The 17,184-nt window shown below is 55.9% G+C and carries 22 protein-coding genes and 2 tRNA genes; 9 read left to right on the top strand and 15 right to left on the bottom strand.

Annotated elements, in window-relative coordinates; all coding sequences use genetic code 11:
* The 13 genes from kamA to SMC5_RS04575 form a co-directional block, all read right to left on the bottom strand.
* Window positions 1-1,226, bottom strand: a 1,226-nt coding sequence (kamA, locus tag SMC5_RS04630; RefSeq protein ID WP_119119789.1) for a lysine 2,3-aminomutase, incomplete at its 3' end; no start/stop codon positions are given.
* A gap of 20 nt (window positions 1,227-1,246) precedes the next feature.
* A tRNA-Ala gene (locus tag SMC5_RS04625) sits at window positions 1,247-1,322 on the bottom strand.
* 25 nt (window positions 1,323-1,347) lie between these two features.
* Window positions 1,348-1,424 (bottom strand) — tRNA-Ile (locus SMC5_RS04620).
* A 71-nt stretch (window positions 1,425-1,495) separates the two neighbouring features.
* Window positions 1,496-2,110, bottom strand: a complete 615-nt coding sequence (locus SMC5_RS04615) for a molybdopterin-dependent oxidoreductase (protein ID WP_119119788.1) — start codon at window positions 2,108-2,110, stop codon at window positions 1,496-1,498.
* On the bottom strand, window positions 2,091-2,267 hold the full coding sequence (locus SMC5_RS10685) for a hypothetical protein (protein ID WP_165846246.1): 177 nt from the start codon (window positions 2,265-2,267) through the stop codon (window positions 2,091-2,093). The genes SMC5_RS04615 and SMC5_RS10685 overlap by 20 nt, the downstream gene beginning before the upstream one ends.
* 34 nt (window positions 2,268-2,301) lie before the next feature.
* Window positions 2,302-2,778 carry a 2-amino-4-hydroxy-6-hydroxymethyldihydropteridine diphosphokinase gene (gene folK / locus SMC5_RS04610; protein ID WP_119119787.1) on the bottom strand — a complete coding sequence of 159 codons (477 nt, stop codon included), beginning with the start codon at window positions 2,776-2,778 and terminating at the stop codon, window positions 2,302-2,304.
* Window positions 2,771-3,145, bottom strand: coding sequence for a dihydroneopterin aldolase (folB, locus tag SMC5_RS04605; RefSeq protein ID WP_119119786.1), 375 nt, complete (start codon window positions 3,143-3,145; stop codon window positions 2,771-2,773). Before folB ends, folK begins: the two co-directional genes overlap by 8 nt.
* Window positions 3,138-3,956: a dihydropteroate synthase gene (gene folP, locus SMC5_RS04600; protein ID WP_119119785.1), complete on the bottom strand. Its 819-nt coding sequence runs from the start codon at window positions 3,954-3,956 to the stop codon at window positions 3,138-3,140. Before folP ends, folB begins: the two co-directional genes overlap by 8 nt.
* A complete protein-coding gene (gene folE, locus SMC5_RS04595; protein ID WP_165846245.1) occupies window positions 3,956-4,528 on the bottom strand; it encodes a GTP cyclohydrolase I FolE in 573 nt (190 codons plus the stop codon). Before folE ends, folP begins: the two co-directional genes overlap by 1 nt.
* Before the next feature lie 173 nt (window positions 4,529-4,701).
* Entirely contained in the window at window positions 4,702-5,955 is a 1,254-nt protein-coding gene (tyrS, locus tag SMC5_RS04590; RefSeq protein WP_207799070.1) for a tyrosine--tRNA ligase, read from the bottom strand.
* A gap of 11 nt (window positions 5,956-5,966) precedes the next feature.
* Window positions 5,967-6,626: a thiamine diphosphokinase gene (locus SMC5_RS04585; protein WP_119119782.1), complete on the bottom strand. Its 660-nt coding sequence runs from the start codon at window positions 6,624-6,626 to the stop codon at window positions 5,967-5,969.
* A gap of 11 nt (window positions 6,627-6,637) precedes the next feature.
* Window positions 6,638-7,276 carry a ribulose-phosphate 3-epimerase gene (gene rpe / locus SMC5_RS04580; protein ID WP_165846244.1) on the bottom strand — a complete coding sequence of 213 codons (639 nt, stop codon included), beginning with the start codon at window positions 7,274-7,276 and terminating at the stop codon, window positions 6,638-6,640.
* Between the two features lie 20 nt (window positions 7,277-7,296).
* Window positions 7,297-7,998, bottom strand: coding sequence for a PASTA domain-containing protein (locus tag SMC5_RS04575; protein WP_165848977.1), 702 nt, complete (start codon window positions 7,996-7,998; stop codon window positions 7,297-7,299).
* 242 nt (window positions 7,999-8,240) lie between these two features.
* Between SMC5_RS04575 and SMC5_RS04570 the strand changes: the two genes are divergently transcribed.
* Window positions 8,241-9,557, top strand: a complete 1,317-nt coding sequence (locus SMC5_RS04570) for a cyclic 2,3-diphosphoglycerate synthase (protein WP_119119779.1) — start codon at window positions 8,241-8,243, stop codon at window positions 9,555-9,557.
* A 13-nt stretch (window positions 9,558-9,570) separates the two neighbouring features.
* Entirely contained in the window at window positions 9,571-10,506 is a 936-nt protein-coding gene (argF, locus tag SMC5_RS04565; protein WP_119119778.1) for an ornithine carbamoyltransferase, read from the top strand.
* Between the two features lie 140 nt (window positions 10,507-10,646).
* Here argF and SMC5_RS04560 read toward each other — a convergent pair whose 3' ends face one another.
* Both SMC5_RS04560 and rsfS read right to left on the bottom strand, forming a co-directional pair.
* A complete protein-coding gene (locus SMC5_RS04560; RefSeq protein WP_119119777.1) occupies window positions 10,647-11,600 on the bottom strand; it encodes an NAD(P)/FAD-dependent oxidoreductase in 954 nt (317 codons plus the stop codon).
* 74 nt (window positions 11,601-11,674) lie between these two features.
* Complete coding sequence (gene rsfS / locus SMC5_RS04555) at window positions 11,675-12,058, bottom strand: ribosome silencing factor (protein ID WP_119119776.1); 384 nt, start codon at window positions 12,056-12,058, stop codon at window positions 11,675-11,677.
* Window positions 12,059-12,226: 168 nt separating this feature from the next.
* On the opposite strand from rsfS, the gene SMC5_RS04550 reads away from it, so the two are divergent.
* The 7 genes from SMC5_RS04550 to SMC5_RS04525 form a co-directional block, all read left to right on the top strand.
* On the top strand, window positions 12,227-12,412 hold the full coding sequence (locus SMC5_RS04550) for a hypothetical protein (protein WP_126854942.1): 186 nt from the start codon (window positions 12,227-12,229) through the stop codon (window positions 12,410-12,412).
* Between the two features lie 37 nt (window positions 12,413-12,449).
* On the top strand, window positions 12,450-12,887 hold the full coding sequence (locus SMC5_RS11015) for a class I tRNA ligase family protein (RefSeq protein WP_207799068.1): 438 nt from the start codon (window positions 12,450-12,452) through the stop codon (window positions 12,885-12,887).
* A complete protein-coding gene (gene metG, locus SMC5_RS04545) occupies window positions 12,811-14,322 on the top strand; it encodes a methionine--tRNA ligase subunit beta (protein ID WP_207799066.1) in 1,512 nt (503 codons plus the stop codon). Before SMC5_RS11015 ends, metG begins: the two co-directional genes overlap by 77 nt.
* Window positions 14,319-15,152 (top strand): TatD family hydrolase, encoded by an 834-nt coding sequence (locus SMC5_RS04540; protein ID WP_119119774.1) that lies wholly within the window; start codon window positions 14,319-14,321, stop codon window positions 15,150-15,152. The genes metG and SMC5_RS04540 overlap by 4 nt, the downstream gene beginning before the upstream one ends.
* Window positions 15,112-15,324, top strand: a complete 213-nt coding sequence (locus SMC5_RS04535; protein ID WP_119119773.1) for a 4Fe-4S dicluster domain-containing protein — start codon at window positions 15,112-15,114, stop codon at window positions 15,322-15,324. Before SMC5_RS04540 ends, SMC5_RS04535 begins: the two co-directional genes overlap by 41 nt.
* On the top strand, window positions 15,317-16,444 hold the full coding sequence (locus SMC5_RS04530) for a 2-oxoacid:acceptor oxidoreductase subunit alpha (RefSeq protein WP_119119772.1): 1,128 nt from the start codon (window positions 15,317-15,319) through the stop codon (window positions 16,442-16,444). The genes SMC5_RS04535 and SMC5_RS04530 overlap by 8 nt, the downstream gene beginning before the upstream one ends.
* The coding region (locus SMC5_RS04525) for a thiamine pyrophosphate-dependent enzyme (protein ID WP_119119790.1) at window positions 16,441-17,184 on the top strand (744 nt) is incomplete at its 3' end. The genes SMC5_RS04530 and SMC5_RS04525, both read left to right, overlap by 4 nt.

The raw sequence follows: 17,184 nt of genomic DNA, 5'->3' as shown, positions 1-17,184 counted from the left end.
GTCAGGTCGTAGGCGTCCTGCGTAAATATCTTGGCGATGCCCTCGGGCGGCACCTTGCGCTTCTGTGTTTCACAGATGAGACATGGCTCCGGACAATGGCTCCTGGTGTCTTCGGGCTCCGGGTACGACACAATGACGCCCTCATAGTTTCGAAGCACGATGCGGTCGGGAGACATGGAGAGAATGTAATTGGGGCTGACCGGGATCTTGCCACCGCCGTGCGGCGCGTCGACGACGAATTGCGGAACGGAGAAGCCACTCGTGTGACCGCGCAGAAACTCCATGATCTCGATGCCCTTGTAAACAGACGTACGGAAGTGACTGATACCACTAGTCAGATCGCACTGGTAAATGTAGTAGGGCCTGACACGAATAGCCACGAGCTTCTGAATGAGCTCTTTCATGATATAGGGACAATCGTTGATCCCCTTGAGGAGAACGGACTGGTTGCCAATCGGGATCCCTGCATCGGCCAGCATCGCGATAGCCTTGCTTGACTCAGGCGTCACCTCGCTGGGATGGTTGAACTGCGTGTTGAGCCACAGCGGATGGTACTTGCGCAGCATGGTGCAGAGTTCGGGTGTGATGCGCTGAGGAAGAACCACGGGAACACGCGTGCCAATGCGTATCACCTCGACGTGCTGAATCTTGCGGACCTCACTGATGACATACTCGAGGAACTCGTCGTCGACGAGCAGCGCGTCACCACCAGACAGGAGAACATCCCGCACCTCCTCGTGCTCACGAATGTAGCCGATTGCCGCGTCAACCTCGCCCCTGGAGCGCCGTGCGTCAGTCATGCCTGCAAGGCGTCTGCGCGTGCAGTGACGGCAATACATGCCGCACTGGTCCGTAATGAGAAAGAGCACGCGATCGGGGTACCGATGCGTCAGGCCGTGGACAGGAGAATCAACCTCCTCATAGAGGGGATCGTCCAGATCGCTTGGCACAGATTGCAGCTCCAGTGCCGTGGGAACGCACTGTTTGAAGATGGGATCATCCGGATTGTTCTGGTCGATGAGTGTGGCATAGTACGGTGTGATCGCCATGCGGAACTTGGACAGTGCGCTGATGACACCAACCTTCTGTTCATCAGTGAGATGGATGACCTGAGATAGCGTTTCGACTGTCTGGATGCGGTTAGCAACCTGCCAGCGCCAATCATCCCAGTCCTGCTGCGACACATTCTTCCAAAGGGGAACGTTAGTGTACTTGTAACTCGACAAGGAACGCCTCCTCCTTTTGATGGTGGAGATGGCGGGATTTGAACCCGCGACCTCATGGATGCAAACCATGCGCTCTCCCAACTGAGCCACACCCCCACATATGAAAACACGAACTACAAAATGGTGGGCCTCTCTGGATTCGGACCAGAGACCTCGTCCTTATCAGGGACGCGCTCTAACCAGCTGAGCTAGAGGCCCACTTGCAGTTACCTTTTCCGACAAGCTATTTTATAGGGAATCACCCTGCTGTCAAGTCACAGAAACGGCTCTCAGCCGTAGCGTTCTTCCTTCCATGGATCCCCATGCATATGATAACCACGCGATTCCCAGTACCCGGGACGATCCTCTGCCAGAAACTCGAAGCCAGATACCCACTTGGCGTCTTTCCAGGCGTAAAGCGATGGCACAAGAAGCCGAAGAGGTCCACCGTGCTCGTTCGTCAGGGGAAGCCTGTTCCATTCCCAGACAAGCATCGTATCGTCGGCGAGCAGAGCATCGAGCGGAAGATTCGTCGTGAACTCCGTGATACAGTGCGCCATGACGAATCGAGCCGATGTAGACAACTGGACATGTGCCGCCTCCAGGACGTCGCGTACCAGCGCTCCGCCCCACTCGGTCCCCAGCATCGAAAAACCTGTGACACAATGGAAGTCAGCCGTCATGGTCGTGTGTTTCACGGCCATGAGTTGCTGCCACGTCATCCCGGTCGGTTCCCGCACCTCGCCCCAGAACCTGAACGTGAAGTTGTTCATGTCCACCGACGGTATCTGCTCAACCGTCAAGGTAGGGAACGATGTCGTGACCGACTGGTTGGGGGGAACGCGGGGACGAGTCGGCTGGGGTGCAAACTCGGGGCCAGAAGGTCTACGCTGGAAGATACCCATATCCGGAACGCTCATAGGCCTTCACGAGCACATCCACAAAGAACGCCGTCGCCGGAATCACCACGACACTGTCTGCGGCTTGACCAGTCAGTGCAAACCAGTATGGCAGCTTCATGACGCTACACAGCACCAGCGACCTGCTACCAGATATTATCATATCTCCCCACCCTTTCCTTCCTCTGTCAATAATATCAAAAAAGATGGATTCCAGTGGTGTCAAGTCTGCTCAATTCTGCGGAAAAATCCACGCCGATTGCCACGCCATTCGTGAAGATTTCGCTTAGGGGTACCAGCACAAACGCACGCTTCAACATCTGGGGATGTGGCACAGTCAACTCTGCATCGCAGTTGACAACGCCCTCGTAAATCAACAGATCAATATCAATGGTTCTGGAGTCATGCGGTATTTTGCGCTCGCGCCCCATTGCCGCTTCAATCCCGAGACATGCGCCCAAAAGCGCGTGGGGACTAAGCTCTGTCATAATAACCATACATGCATTCAAGTAATCGTCTTGCTCATTGGGCACGTCGATCGGCGTGGTCTCGTACAAGCTGGAACTCACAATCACCGTCGTTTCCGGGAGCCGCTCTACAGCGTGGACCGCGTTCATGATGTTGTCTTGTCTCTGTCCCAGGTTCGAACCCAACCCCAATACTGCTCTACTCATGAACATGTATCCTTCGCCGTGTAATCATGACAGCCATATAATCGAACTTCATGTCTACCGGCGCATGTGGCTTTTTCAGCAGAACGTCTACCTTCTCCACTTGTGGATAATCGCTCAACAGTTGCTGGGCGACCATCTGCGCTGTCTTTTCCAACAGGTTGTACTTTGCCCCGGTCATTACGCGCAAAACCGTCTTGGCTGCCTTAGCATAGCTGACGGTGTCGTTCACATCGTCTGTCTGTCCGGCGCGCAATAAGGATGCATATAACGTGATATCCAGCTCAAAAGGCTGGCCATCGCGTTTTTCTTCCGGATTTACCCCGTGATAGGCAAATATCTTCAATCCTTTGATGATGATTCTATCCAATGCGGACCCTCCTGATTGCCGAGGCAATCTTTGTGGACTGCACCGATTCACGCACGTCGTGTGCACGTACCACATCGGCGCCATCCACGACGGCGATGCTATGGGCGGCGATCGTCCCCGCAAGACGTTCTTCAAACGGCGGGTTGCCACATTCGCCGCCGATTACTCTCTTGCGCGAGGCCGCAATCAGCAGCGCGCATTCGCCGGCCCGCAGCTTGCCGACATTGGCCAGAAGCTGTAAGTTCTGTTCGTGCGTCTTGCCAAAACCGATGCCGGGGTCGAAGCAAATACGTTCACTTGCGATACCCCTCTGAGACAACATATCCAATTGTTTCATAAAATATTGATGTACGGCGACAACAATATTGGAATCCGCGCCGGTGTGGTGCATCACAATACAGCCGCAGTCGGATTTTGCCGCAACGTCAACCATCGCAGGATCGTCGAAGCCCGTCACGTCATTGAGAATGTCCACACCATTTTCGAGTGCCGCTACCGCGACCTGTGGGTGGAAGGTGTCAACAGACACTGGGATATCCAGTCGATTTCGGAGTTGCTTCAGTACCGGCAGCAGTCTTTCCAGCTCCTGCTCCGAGGAAATCCGGGTGTTGCCAGGACGTGTGGACTGCGCGCCGATGTCGATGATATCAGCACCGTCGTCCCTCATGTCCAAAGCATGTTGCACCGCTTGTTCAGGTGAAAAAAAAAGCCCGCCGTCAGAAAAAGAATCGGGCGTTACATTTAAGATGCCCATTACATATGCTTTTCCCCCGAGGGGCAATCGATATTTTCCGGCTGAAAACACTGCCATTAATGCATTCCTCCATTCAGCAGCATCATGACCTCGGCGCGGCTTTTCGCATCCGTTCTCATCGTTCCACGCAAAGCGGAAGTCTGGGTTTTGGCACCAGCAGCGCGTGCACCGCGCATCGTCATGCAGAGGTGCTCAGCTTCAATGACGACAGCAACGCCATATGGCCGCAGATTTTCATAGAGAAAATCAGCGACCTGCGCCGTCAAGCGTTCTTGCACCTGCGGCCTCTTGGCAAAACAGTCGATAATTCTGGCAAATTTGGAAAGTCCGATGATTTGGCTCCCCTTGGGGATATAGGCGATATGCGCCTTGCCGATAAACGGCAGGAGATGATGCTCACACACGGAATAAAGGGGGATATCGCGCACGATGACCAGTTCCTCGTGCTGCTGCGGCTCATGGAATAATTTCAAAAATTGTTTTGGATCCTGTTCAATGCCGGAAAACACTTCGGCATACATATTTGCAACGCGCTGCGGCGTTTCGAGAAGTCCCTCGCGGTCAGGGTCTTCTCCAATTGCGAGCAAGAGCTCACGCACCGCCGCCTGCACTCTTTCTTTATCCATCATTTTCCTCCTATTGATAGCTTGGTATTATCGGAACGTATGAGAACATGAATTCTCTCATTCGGGAAATGCCCGAAGGGCTCACGGATCTCCGGGTACCGAGCCAAGCGCAAGTGACCAGAATTGCTGATCTATTGAACAAGCGACCACGCCGTGCGGCGCGCCGCTGCGTCCTTCTATAGATTGACCGCCAGGAACCGTTTCTTGCCAACCCGCATGTGGATGGGCGAATGAACCAGACTCACCCGGAACCCAATGTCGGCAACACGCCGCCCCTCAATTTCGATGCCGCCCTGTTGAATCAGGCGACGGGCTTCTGACTTCGACGGCACAGCTCCCAGACTAAATAGCAGGTCGATGACTGCGACCTCGGGCAAACCGGCAAACTCAGCCGGCAAGGTGACGTCCTCATAAGCAATGTCAGCAGACACAGTCGATGCCCTCTTGCTGAATATATTCTCAAAGTTGGCCTGTGCAGCCGCTGCACTCTCTGTCCCATGGAAACGTTCAGTGACGAGGAATGCAAGACGCTTTTTGGCAGTCATCGGATGTACGGAGCCATCTGTGATGCCTGCCACGATGCACTGAAGCTCTGGTTCCGGCATGCTGGTCAGCAGTGTGAAGTACTGCTCCATCAGTCCGTCCGGAATCGACATGCACTTACCATACATGTCCACAGCGTTCTCTGCTATGCCAATGTAGTTGTCCAGACTCTTGCTCATCTTGTGGATACCGTCGAGTCCAGGCAGAATGGGCATCATGAACGCGACCTGCGCGACCTGGCCGACCTGTTCCTGCAACTCGCGAGCGAGAAGGAAATTGAATTTCTGGTCGGTGCCGCCCAGCTCGACGTCTGCCTGGACCGCCACTGAATCATATGCCTGCATGAGGGGATAGAAAAACTCGTGGAAGAAGATCGGGACCTGGCCGTGGTAGCGCTTGGAAAAATCGTCGCGCTCCAGAATCTGCTGGATCGTGAACCGTGAGGCGAGGCGGATGATCTCTTCGAATGTCAGTCTGGACAGCCATTCGCCGTTGTAGCGGACCTCTGTTTTCTGCTGGTCCAGAATGCTGTAGACCTGCTCGAAGTATGACCTGGCATTGGCATCGATCTGCTCCCCGGTCAGTGGTGGGCGCGTCTTGGAGCGTCCGGACGGATCCCCGATCCGGGCAGTATAGTCGCCGATGATGAACACAATCTGGTGGCCCAGGTCCTGAAACTGGCGCAACTTGTCAAGGACGACAGCATGCCCGAGATGCAGGTCGGGCGCGCTTGGGTCCGCTCCCAGCTTTACCCGCATCGGTTTCCCCGAAACGAGAGAACTCATGATCTTGGCTGCCAGGCCTTCTTCACTTACGATTTCCGCTGTTCCACGCCGCAGGACAGTCAGCTGACGCTGCACCTCCTGCTCCAACTCTGCCTTTTCCATCTTCACCTCTTTCATGGAATATCGCTCTGTACCTTCCAGGCAATCATGACAACAGTCCCACGCTCTACGATGACCTGCTGAACAAGTCCGCAGGTGACATTGCTGAGTGTTCTCGTCGATCCCTGCTGCACAACTACGTGTGACAGGGGGTACTCGAATCCCGTTAAACTCAACTCGACTTCCGGGGTCACCGGAACAAATGAGACAGTCGTGCCCGCCGGGAGCTGCAGGGCATTGCTGGACGTAAGCGGCTTAACTAGACAGCGGTCATCCTCGAACATAATGTCTTCGAAGTCAGCGAGATGCAGCGCTGCAAGCTGAAGATTGAACAGACAGTGATCGAGCCTCCCACCGAGTCCAGCCAGCACAAGCACACTACCCTGTCTTCCCATCGTCATTAGCAGGTCAAATGCAGCCTCGAGATCGGAAACATCCTTGTGTGCAGGCAGAATAACCACCCGAGTGCGACACCTGTCCAGTGCCGCCAGCAGCTCGGGAACCACAGAATCTCCGTCTCCGACGAACAGGTCCGGGATGAGCCCAAGCTCGGCCATCACGGCCAAGCCACGATCTACGGCGACCAGAAACGCGCCTGAGTAGTCAAGCGTACGCAGATACGAAAACGAGCCGGGGTCTCCCCCGGCGAAGACCATCGTCAGCACAGCAGGCATCGTTGTCTTCCTCAGGCACCCTTGAGGAGCCGTACGAATGCAGCAGGGTCTCCGGCACGGAAAAATGCCGTCCCAACCACAAATTCGTCTGTCCCCGCGTCACGAAGAGCCGCGGCGTTCGACACATCTATTCCTCCGTCAACAGCGATGCGAGTTGGTGTTCCAGATCGGTCCGCAGCAGAACGGAGCGCGCGCACCTTTGCGACAGTCCCTGGGAAAAACGACTGGCCCCCAAAACCGGGCTCCACTGACATCAAGAGCACGGTGTCGACACTGTCCAGGAGAGGGACAACCGATTCTACCTGCGTACCAGGGTTGACAGCGACCCCCCTGCGGATGCTGGATCGTTTCAGAAGGTGAAGTGCCCGGAATGGGAACCTCGTCGCCTCCACGTGAAAGAGCAGTTCGGTCACACCCGCCCCAACGAACGCATTGAACGCGTCCTCCGGGTGCTCGATCATCAGGTGTGCACAACATGGAAGTGCTGATGCTCTGACGATGTCGGCAGCGATCGACCAGCCAAAGGAAATGTTCGGAACGAACCGGCCGTCCATGATATCCAGATGAATGCTGTCGGCCCCCGACAACCGAATCCGCTCGAGAGTATGTCCGAGCTCTGTGAAGTCCGTACCCAGAAGGGATATGGACACTCTGACACACGCTCGTCCGGTCATGGAACTTTCGACACCATCAGCTCGATCCAACCGCCTTTCTCGATGGCGTCGCCGACCGCCGGCTCCTGTCTCAGCACCAACTGCGCAGGTTGAGTCAGTTCAGGCGATACGATGACCTTGCTCACCGAGAGTCCGAGGGCACTCAGACTCTTCTTCGACTCTGTCAGCGACAGTCCAACCAGATCCGGCATGGTGGACATGGTCCCTCTGCTGACCGTCAAAGTAACGACGGATCCCTTGTCGACATCCACATTGCTCGCAGGTTCCTGAGCAAGGACAGTCCCAACCGGACTCGCGTCGACCTGTTCGATGAGATCGCCCAAGACCAGCTGATTCGCGACAATAAAGGCCTGCGCCACCTCAAATTTGCCCCCGACGAAGTCTGGAAGTGTCAGAACAACGGGACCCGAGCTGGTCACCACGGTGATGACACGCCCTTTCTGTACCATGGTCTGAGGTTCAGGGTTCTGTCGGAGGACAAAATCGACAGGGAGCGTGTCCGAGGCCTCTGAAGACGCCACTTCAACCTGCACTCCCACTTCTGCGGCTTTCGCCTCGGCTGCGATGAGGCTCGCTCCCACCAGGGCCGGAGCCTGAATCAAGCCCCGAGCGGCGGTATTGGACGAACAACCGGCAGCTCCTGCCAGCACAGAGATGAGTGTGACCGCTACCAAATATCTATATAGGTTTCGTATCATCGATGTCATTCCACCTGTAGGCGGATGGAGTCAAACCATCTGCCATGTCTCACCTGGGCGCTGTGACCCGAACCTGCACCTTGCACATACCCGTCCACAGATACTCTTCTAAATCATTATATGGCCAGCCGCCAATAGTCAACTGTAAAGGAGCACAAGTCATTTGACAATGAGGCCTATGGCAGTAAAATCAGAGCGCCCCAAAGCGGGCATTGGACGTTATTCTCTGTAGAGGAGGCTTTATGAAGAAGAGAGTCTTGATCATGGGAGCTGCAGGCCGGGACTTCCACAACTTCAACGTAGTCTATCGGGACAATCCTGACTACGAAGTGGTGGCATTCACAGCTACGCAGATTCCTGGCATCGACGACAAGAAGTATCCTGCCGCCCTGGCCGGCAAGCTCTACCCGAACGGTATTCCGATCTACCCAGAGTCCGATCTCGACAAGCTCATCGCGGAGCTCAATGTCGATGAAGTAATATTCGCGTACTCCGACCAGCCACATGTGAAGGTCATGAACAAGGCTTCACAGGTCCTTGCTGATGGCGCCGACTTCACCCTGCTCGGCCCGAAGAGCACCGAGATCAAGTCCACCAAGCCGGTCGTCTCCATCTGCGCCGTTCGCACGGGATCCGGCAAGAGTCAGACCAGCCGCGCCGTCGTCCGCGCTCTACGCGCAGCCGGCAAGAAGGTCGTGTCCATCCGCCATCCGATGCCCTATGGCGACCTCGCAGCTCAGGCTTGTGAGCGGTTTGCAACGTATGCCGACCTCGACAAGTACAAGTGCACGATCGAAGAACGCGAGGAGTACGAGCCGCACATCGACATGGGCGCCGTCATCTACGCTGGTGTCGACTATGAAATGATCGTTCGCGAAGCAGAGAAGGAAGCAGATGTCATCATTTGGGACGGCGGTAACAACGACTTCTCGTTCTACGTTCCAGATCTCAAGATCACTGTCGCCGATCCTCTCCGCGCCGGCAATGAACTCACCTACTATCCCGGTGAGACCAACTTCCGGCAGGCGGACGTCATCGTGATCAACAAGGTCGACTCCGCTACTCCCGCTCAATTGGCGACGGTCCGCGAGAACATGTACAAGGTGAACCCCAAGGCCATCATGATCGAAGCGGCTTCTCCTGTGTTCGTTCAAGACCCGGATATGATCCGCGGCAAGCGGGTTCTGGTGATCGAGGATGGCCCTACGCTCACGCACGGAGAAATGACGTACGGCGCAGGATATGTCGCTGCCATGAAATACGGCGCAGCCGAGATCATCGATCCTCACCCCTATGCAGTCGGTTCCATCAAGGCCACGTTCGAGAAGTATACCCAGAAAATGAGCATTCTGCCGGCCATGGGCTACAGCGATGAGCAGATCGAAGATCTGCGTCAGACCATCGAGGCAACCCCGTGCGATGTCGTCGTCATGGGCACCCCCATCGATCTGCTGCGCGTCCTGAAACTCTCCAAGCCGTCGGTGCGCGTCACCTACGAACTCCAGGAGATTGGCACGCCAACCATTGCCGACGTCCTGAAGAAATTCGGTCTCGTCTGACCCTGGGGGGATCGTGGCTACAAAACTCAAAGGAAGAGACCTGCTCTGCCTCAAGGACTTCTCGAAAGAGGAGATCCTCGAGATCATCTCGTTTGGCGACAAACTGAAGATGGATTCCATGGTGGGAAAGCAGGAACACTACCTGGAAGGCAAGTCTGTTGCCATGATCTTCCAGAAAGCCTCTACCCGTACCAGGGTATCCTTCGAGGTCGCAGCATTCGAACTCGGAGCCCACGCACTGTATCTCAACGCAAATGACATGCAGCTGCACCGGGGTGAGACCATCTCGGACACCGCACATGTCCTCTCACGCTATGTCGCAGGTATTGTCGCTCGCGTATTCGCGCACCAGGACCTTATCGACCTGGCTGCCAACAGCGATTCCCCAATCATCAACGCCCTGTCTGACTTGAGCCATCCCTGCCAGATCTTGGGGGACCTCATGACCATTCGCGAGAAGAAGGGCACCCTCAAGGGTCTTAGACTCGCCTATGTCGGCGACGGCAACAATGTCGCGAACTCCCTGCTGCTCGGAGCCGCGCGCGTTGGCATGAACATTGCCATCGCATCACCCAAGGGGTTCGAGCCCAGGGAAGACATCGTCAAGACTGCAACTGAGATCGCCAAGCAGAGCGATAGTTCTGTCCTCGTGACCAACGATCCCCTCGTTTCAGTCCAGGATGTCGACGTCGTCTATACCGACGTCTGGGCATCCATGGGTCAGGAAGCGGAGCATGAGGAACGCGTGAAGGTCATGCGCCCCTTCTCTCTTACTGCTGGTCTCATGGCCCACGCCAAGAAAGATGCCATCGTGCTGCACTGTTTGCCGGCTCACCGTGGCGAAGAGATCACCGACGAAGTTCTGGACGGCCCTCAGAGCATGGTATTCGACCAGGCCGAGAACAGGCTTCATATCCAGAAGGCGGTCCTGGCTCTTCTCCTAGGCTAGCAATTGTACTCAAACACATAAGATGGACAAAAAGGCCGGGCGATCCCCCGGCCTTTTTGTTATGACTGTCACAGGACTAGTTGAGTGTCACCGGACTGACCAGACTTTGCACAAAACGACTTCGTACTCGTTCAGCGTCCTCAGTTCTCAGGAGTGCCATTCTTTTTCCCTTTCCTACTTCGTACGTATATACCTGCTCTCTGTGCAGCAACTGCTCCGTCAGCCACTGCGGTCACAATCTGCTTCAATGATTTGCGTCGTACGTCCCCTGCTATGTAGAGACCTGGAACACCCGTCTCCGTCGATTCCGGAGTCACAACATAGCCCTGGGCATCGACTTCAACCAGTCCCTTGAGGAGATCTCCTGTCGGAACAAATTCCATTGCCACGAACACAGCGGCAACCTCCAACGTCTTCTCCCCTCCAGCAGAAAGACGCAGCCGAAGCCGTTCTACCTTTCCCTCTCCCTCAACGGCCGCGGGGGCCGCACCCGGAACAAATTCGACATTCGAAAAAGCCCTCAGTTGTTCCACCAGGATCGGTTCTGCCTGAAGCGAGTCGAGCGGAAATACCACAACCACTTTGCTGCAACCGCGCGCAAGCACCAGTGCTTCTTCGACTGCAGAGCCACCACCGCCCACCACGGCGACCGGTTTCCCCTTAAAGAACGCTGCATCACATGTAGCACAGTAGCTGATGCCCCGTCCACGGTACCTGGATTCCTCTTTCAAAGGAAGAACCCTTGGCATCGCTCCCGTTGCTACGATGACCGAACCAGCCTGGTACACTGTTCCCCCGGCAGTGGTGACGCTAAAACCCATGTCAGTCCTGTTGAGCGAGAGTGCCTCATCCGACACAAATTCCGCACCGAACCGTTCCGCCTGCCGACGCATGCGGTCCATGAGTTCAGGCGCAGCAATGCCATCGGGAAATCCAGGGTAATTGTCGATCCATTCGGTCGAAAGAACCAGTCCTCCCACGCTCATGCGTTCCAACACAACCGGCTTAACCAGCGACCGGCTGGCATACAGGGCAGCAGCCAGACCCGCAGGCCCGGCTCCTATGATCAGAATATCAGTAGTGCGTTCACTCATGATCGACCTCCATATACCCCGTAGGGTATACGTATCAGTATATTGGAAATCTGCAGAGCCACAACTGACAGTGGCTACTCCGCATCTAGAGTGTCTCCCGGCGCAACAGCAACAGCTCTTCTTCCCTCCCTGAGCGACTGTGACCAGAGGCCCTCCAGGTCGTAGCGCTCCCGGACATCAGCGCCAACGAACACATGAAACACGGTATCCCCATAGTCGCACACGACCCAGTCGGAAGCAGGTGATGATTCGGTGAATGTAGTGACCCCGACATCAAGTTCGACAGTCTTTGCCATCTTGCGAAGCAGTGCGTCGGCCAAGACTGTATTGTCGACCGTGGCAATGACGAGAAAATCGAAAAAGGGAGTCCGTTTTCTGACGTCAATCAACCTGACCGCCTCGACCCCCATCTTCTCACACTCGTTGACAATCCGGTTTGCCAGTCGTTTACCGTTCATGAGCACCTCACACCAACAAATGGCCCTGCGAATCCATTGTACGGTCTGACACTCGGAAAGCAACGTCAATGCTTTGCTCCGTTGCACAAAACCCTATTGCACGTATCATATTCAGTGTTCAGACGCGTGTTTCAGACCACATTTTGAGAGACAGAAAGGGTGGTGATCGTGGTGCAAGAGATGCTAGACAGATTCAAGTCTTCTTCGGGTGTTCTCGCCGTTATTCTGACCGATCTTGACGGCGCCATCCTGTACACAGCCTCAGACATGGACATCGCCACCAGGCAAAGCAACCTCGGCATGATCAGAATTGCCATGGGCCGCACGCTCGACAATCTTTCGGAGTGTGCCTGAGCGACGCATCACATCCGACATAACAGAAGGAGTTGCCATGGATCGATATTTCCTGACCACGGCCATTTACTACATCAACGATAAGCCGCACCTTGGCTCGGTGTCGGAGACCATAGCCGCCGATTTTATCGCGCGGTATCAGCGGAAGCTGGGCAAACAGGTCCTGTTCTCGACAGGGACAGACGAGCACTCACAGAAAGTCGAGCGAACAGCGTTGGCCATGGGACAACCCGTGGAGCAGTATGCCGCGACGGCTGCCGCGTCCTGGAAAGCTCTCTTCGACAGGCTGGGTATCAGCTATTCCCGCTTTATCCGGACCACTGATGCAGACCACATGAAGGTCGTGCAGGAGATGTTCCAGAAGCTCTACGACCAGGGAGACATCTACAAGGGATCGTATGACGGCTGGTACTGCATCANNGAACTACTTCTTCCGCCTCTCCAAGTATCAGGACGCCTTGCTTGCCTGGTATGAGCAGCACCCGGACTTCGTACAGCCCCCGATGCGCTACAACGAGCTGGTCAACGTCATGAGAGGCGGCCTGCGGGATGTATCCGTGTCCCGGTCGACCGTGAAGTGGGGGGTCCCCGTTCCCTTCGACACCGACCAGACCGTCTACGTCTGGTTTGACGCCCTGATCAACTATGCAACAGTGGCCGGCTATGGAACGGACCGGTTTGCCATCGACTGGCCGGCCGACCTCCATCTCATTGGCAAGGACATCACACGGTTTCACGGTATCATCTGGCCTGCTATGTTGATGGCACTCAACCTTCCACTGCCCCGGTGCATCTTTGCCCACGGGTTTTGGAACTTCGAGGGCGAGAAGATGTCGAAGTCTCTCGGCAATGTCGTCGATCCTGCTGCTCTCGTCGAGAACCTGAGCCACCTCATCGGGATCGATGAATCAATGGCTGTCGACACCCTGCGGTACTACCTGTGCAGGGAAGGAACCTATGGGCTCGACGTCGACTTCTCCAGCCAACGCCTCCTGCTTCGTTTCAACACCGACCTCGCGAATGACCTGGGTAACCTGTTGAACAGGACGTTGAACATGTTCGCCAAGTTCCGACCTCTGATCGAGGGCCAGCCGTTTGAACCAAAAGCCGCTGTTTCGGAGCTGTTTGCGACGACCCTTTCCGCCGTGACGGCTGACTATGGCAATCTGCAGTTCTCTGCGGGACTCGAGAAAACATGGATGCTAGTCAACGTGCTCAACAAGATGATCGAAGACGATAAACCGTGGGCGTTGGCTAAAGTCGGCGACGCCGCTGGACTAGCAACCCATCTGGCGACCCTCCTGACCGGCCTCTGGTACGTTGCAAACCTCGTGGAGCCGTGTATGCCCACCGTCTCAAACCGCCTGCTGGAGGCAATCCGGAGGCCACAGGTTACCTGGAGTGACCTTGTTTGGCGAGGACCGGGTTCAGAACTCCCCGAGGTAAGTTCGACTGTTCTGTTTCCCCGTATCCAGCCTGACCAGCTGGAAGAGTTCCTGGCAGCCCAGACAGCCCGTAAGACCGGCACGACAACGGGCGCCGCTGCAACTGCTGCAACTGCTTCACCTGCTGCCACCCCCGACTCCGGTCTGATCACAATCGACGACGTCGCCAAGGTGCAGTTGCGCATTGCCACGATCCTTGAAGGCGAACGGGTACCCGAGACCGACAAGCTGGTCAAACTGCGCGTCAAAGTCGGCGACGAAGAACGTACGATCGTGGCAGGTATTGGCAAGTACTATGATCCTGCTGCCCTGGTCGGCAAACAGATTGTGATCGTCGCGAACCTCCAGCCACGCAAACTCAAAGGCATTGCATCACAGGGCATGCTCCTCGCGGCTTCGGCCGGAGACGAGATGGCTCTCCTGACACCGATGGCGGTCCTGCCGGACGGAGCGGAAATCCATTGAGCGAAGAACCTTCTTACATCGACACGCACGCGCATGTCCAGATGGCCGAATTCGACGGCGATCGGAGGGATGTCCTGCGGAGGTGTTGGGACAGCGGCGTTCGTTGGATTGTCTGTCCGGGCATCGACATAGCGACGTCGAACCTCGCGGGCCACCTTGCACAACAGGAACCCGGCGTTTTCGCGGCCGTTGGAGTCCACCCCGAGGACTGCGCCGATGCACCGTTAGACTACCTGGAACAGCTGAACGCCCTGGTTGCCCGCTGCAGAGAAAAGACCGTCGCCATCGGCGAGATTGGACTGGATTTCAAAGAGGGCACTCCCGATCACATGGTGCAACTTCGTTTCTTCGAGGAGCAGCTGCAGCTGGCTGTTGACCTGGGACTCCCTGTCATCGTGCACTCGCGCCTGGCTGTGGTAGAATGCTTGCGTGCCATCTCGCATTTTGTGGGATTGCACGGTGTGATGCACTGCTTTGGAGGGACGGCGGCGGACGTCGAGCAAGCGGCAGGTATGGGTTTGTGTGTCTCCTTTACCGGCAACGTCACCTACCCGGGAGCACATGCGATACGTGAGGCTCTGAAGGCTTGCCCACTGGACCGCCTACTGCTTGAAACCGATTCACCTTATATGCCGCCGGTGCCAAAGAGAGGCACGCGGAATGAGCCTTCGTTTGTTGTTCACACCTACCACGCAGTGGCCTCACTGCTGGAAAGGGACGTGCTTGATCTGAGCCAACGTATTGAACAGACTGCTCGAGAATTGTTCAACCAGCACGAGGGGAGGGAACATGTCGGAGAAAAAGACGTTCCTGATAACGCACAACGGTAAGTGGTGCAAGAACTGCGGCATTTGCGTCGCCGTGTGCCCGAAGAAGGTCTTCGAGATAGACCGGAATGATCGGCACGCGATCGTCAACCCGCAGGACTGCATCGGCTGCCAGATGTGCGTTGAGCACTGTCCTGACTTTGCGCTCATAGTGGAGGAGGTCAAGAATGAGTGAAAAGATGGTCCTGATGCAAGGCAATGAAGCTGTCGCTGAGGGCGCGATCGCCGCAGGCGTACGGTTCTACGCCGGATATCCTATCACACCATCCTCCGAAATCGCCGAGATCATGGCCAAGCGTATGCCACAAGTGGGCGGCACTTTCATGCAAATGGAGGACGAGATCGCGAGCATCATGGCTATCGTCGGAGCATCGATGGCAGGCAAGAAAGTACTGACCGCAACGTCCGGCCCTGGGTTCTCACTGATGCAGGAAGGTCTCGGTTACGCGTGCATGGTCGAGGCACCCATTGTGATTCTGGACTCTATGCGATATGGGCCGTCGACAGGCATGGCAACCAAAGTCTCACAGATGGATCTCATGCAGGCACGTTGGGGAACGCACGGTGACCATTGGGTGATTGTCCTCTCTCCCTCCAGCGTCGAGGAGTCCTACCAATTGACCATACGTGCGGTCAACCTGGCCGAGAAGTATAGGAATCCCGTCATTGTCCTTTCCGACGAGACCATCTCTCATCTGCGTGAACCAATCGATACCAGCATTCCGCCGGTCATTGTCGACCGCAGACTCCCGACTGAGAAGGCCGGATACCTTCCCTACAAGACAGACGAGTCACTGGTCCCGACGATCGCCAACGTCGGCACCGGTTTCCGTACCAGCTTCACAGGCCTTGTCCATAATGAATCCGGCTTCCAGACCGCAAATGGCCATGTGGCAGAGGCCCTGGTCGAGCGCCTCCGCGACAAACTCTTCAACAACCTCGACGACATCATCCAGTTCGAGACCGACCGCGTCGAGGACGCCGACATCCTGTTCATGAGCTTCGGCATCACCGCCCGCGGAGTAACTGAGGCAGTCGAATCGCTTCGTTCTCATGGACGGAAGGCCGGGTCGCTTCGGTTCATTACGCTGTTCCCATTCGATGATGACCGTGTCCGCAAGGCTGCCGGCAATGCCAGGACAATCGTTGTCCCTGAACTCAATTCCGGTCAACTCGTCCTTCTGGTCAAGAGAGTGTTTGGAGACTTCCGGAAGGTCGTGCCTATGAACAAGATCAATGGCGATCTTATCAGTCCCCAGGAGATCCTTGACTTCGTCCAGGAGGAGAACCTATGATATCCGATTTTCTGCGATGCGAACGACTGCCCAACATCTGGTGCCCCGGTTGCGGGAACGGCATCGTCCTCCATGCGCTCCTCGAGGCAATCGAACAGCTACAACTGGATCCCGACAAGGTCGTCCTCGTGTCGGGCATTGGCTGCTCTTCACGCGCACCGGCATATACTGCTTTCGATAATGTGCACACCCTTCATGGTCGCGCCATTCCAGTCGCGACAGGTATCAAGCTGGCCAATCCAGACCTAACGGTCATCGTGGTCACCGGTGATGGAGACAGCTCGGCAATCGGCGGCAACCATCTGATTCATGCCGCACGGCGGGACGTCAATATTACAGTCGTGGTGTTCAACAACTACAACTACGGGATGACCGGCGGACAGGCGTCGCCTCTTACGCCGAGCTCTTCGATCACGACGACGACCCCGAACGGCAATCTGGACCGACCATTTGACCTTGCGAAGCTGGCGGCCGGTGCTGGTGCAACATATGTGGCACGCTCGGGCATCTACTTCACAAAACATCTTGTCGATCACCTCAGGAAGGCTATCGCCCATGACGGTTTCTCTCTTGTCGACGCTGTCGCCCAATGCCCTACGTACTTTGGGCGATTCAACAAAAAGGGCAGCGCCGGACAAATGGTCACATCGCAGAAAGACTGGATGGTCCTCAAGAGTGTGGCCGAGAAAAAGACTCCCGAAGAACTGGCGGGAAAAGTCATCATCGGCGAATTCGTCAAT

This window comes from Candidatus Cryosericum odellii (assembly GCF_003570935.1).
GTDB lineage: Bacteria > Caldisericota > Caldisericia > Cryosericales > Cryosericaceae > Cryosericum > Cryosericum odellii.
This window is presented reverse-complemented; position numbering and strand designations above follow the sequence as displayed.

Bases quoted from the DNA above. Each gene is read 5' to 3' on its own strand.
- SMC5_RS04615 (WP_119119788.1), bottom strand. From the start codon at position 2,110: ATGGGTATCTTCCAGCGTAGACCTTCTGGCCCCGAGTTTGCACCCCAG.
- SMC5_RS10685 (WP_165846246.1), bottom strand. From the start codon at position 2,267: ATGATAATATCTGGTAGCAGGTCGCTGGTGCTGTGTAGCGTCATGAAG.
- folK (WP_119119787.1), bottom strand. From the start codon at position 2,778: ATGAGTAGAGCAGTATTGGGGTTGGGTTCGAACCTGGGACAGAGACAA.
- folP (WP_119119785.1), bottom strand. From the start codon at position 3,956: ATGGCAGTGTTTTCAGCCGGAAAATATCGATTGCCCCTCGGGGGAAAA.
- folE (WP_165846245.1), bottom strand. From the start codon at position 4,528: ATGATGGATAAAGAAAGAGTGCAGGCGGCGGTGCGTGAGCTCTTGCTC.
- tyrS (WP_207799070.1), bottom strand. From the start codon at position 5,955: ATGGAAAAGGCAGAGTTGGAGCAGGAGGTGCAGCGTCAGCTGACTGTC.
- SMC5_RS04585 (WP_119119782.1), bottom strand. From the start codon at position 6,626: ATGCCTGCTGTGCTGACGATGGTCTTCGCCGGGGGAGACCCCGGCTCG.
- SMC5_RS04575 (WP_165848977.1), bottom strand. From the start codon at position 7,998: ATGATACGAAACCTATATAGATATTTGGTAGCGGTCACACTCATCTCT.
- SMC5_RS04570 (WP_119119779.1), top strand. From the start codon at position 8,241: ATGAAGAAGAGAGTCTTGATCATGGGAGCTGCAGGCCGGGACTTCCAC.
- SMC5_RS04560 (WP_119119777.1), bottom strand. From the start codon at position 11,600: ATGAGTGAACGCACTACTGATATTCTGATCATAGGAGCCGGGCCTGCG.
- rsfS (WP_119119776.1), bottom strand. From the start codon at position 12,058: ATGAACGGTAAACGACTGGCAAACCGGATTGTCAACGAGTGTGAGAAG.
- SMC5_RS04535 (WP_119119773.1), top strand. From the start codon at position 15,112: ATGTCGGAGAAAAAGACGTTCCTGATAACGCACAACGGTAAGTGGTGC.
- SMC5_RS04530 (WP_119119772.1), top strand. From the start codon at position 15,317: ATGAGTGAAAAGATGGTCCTGATGCAAGGCAATGAAGCTGTCGCTGAG.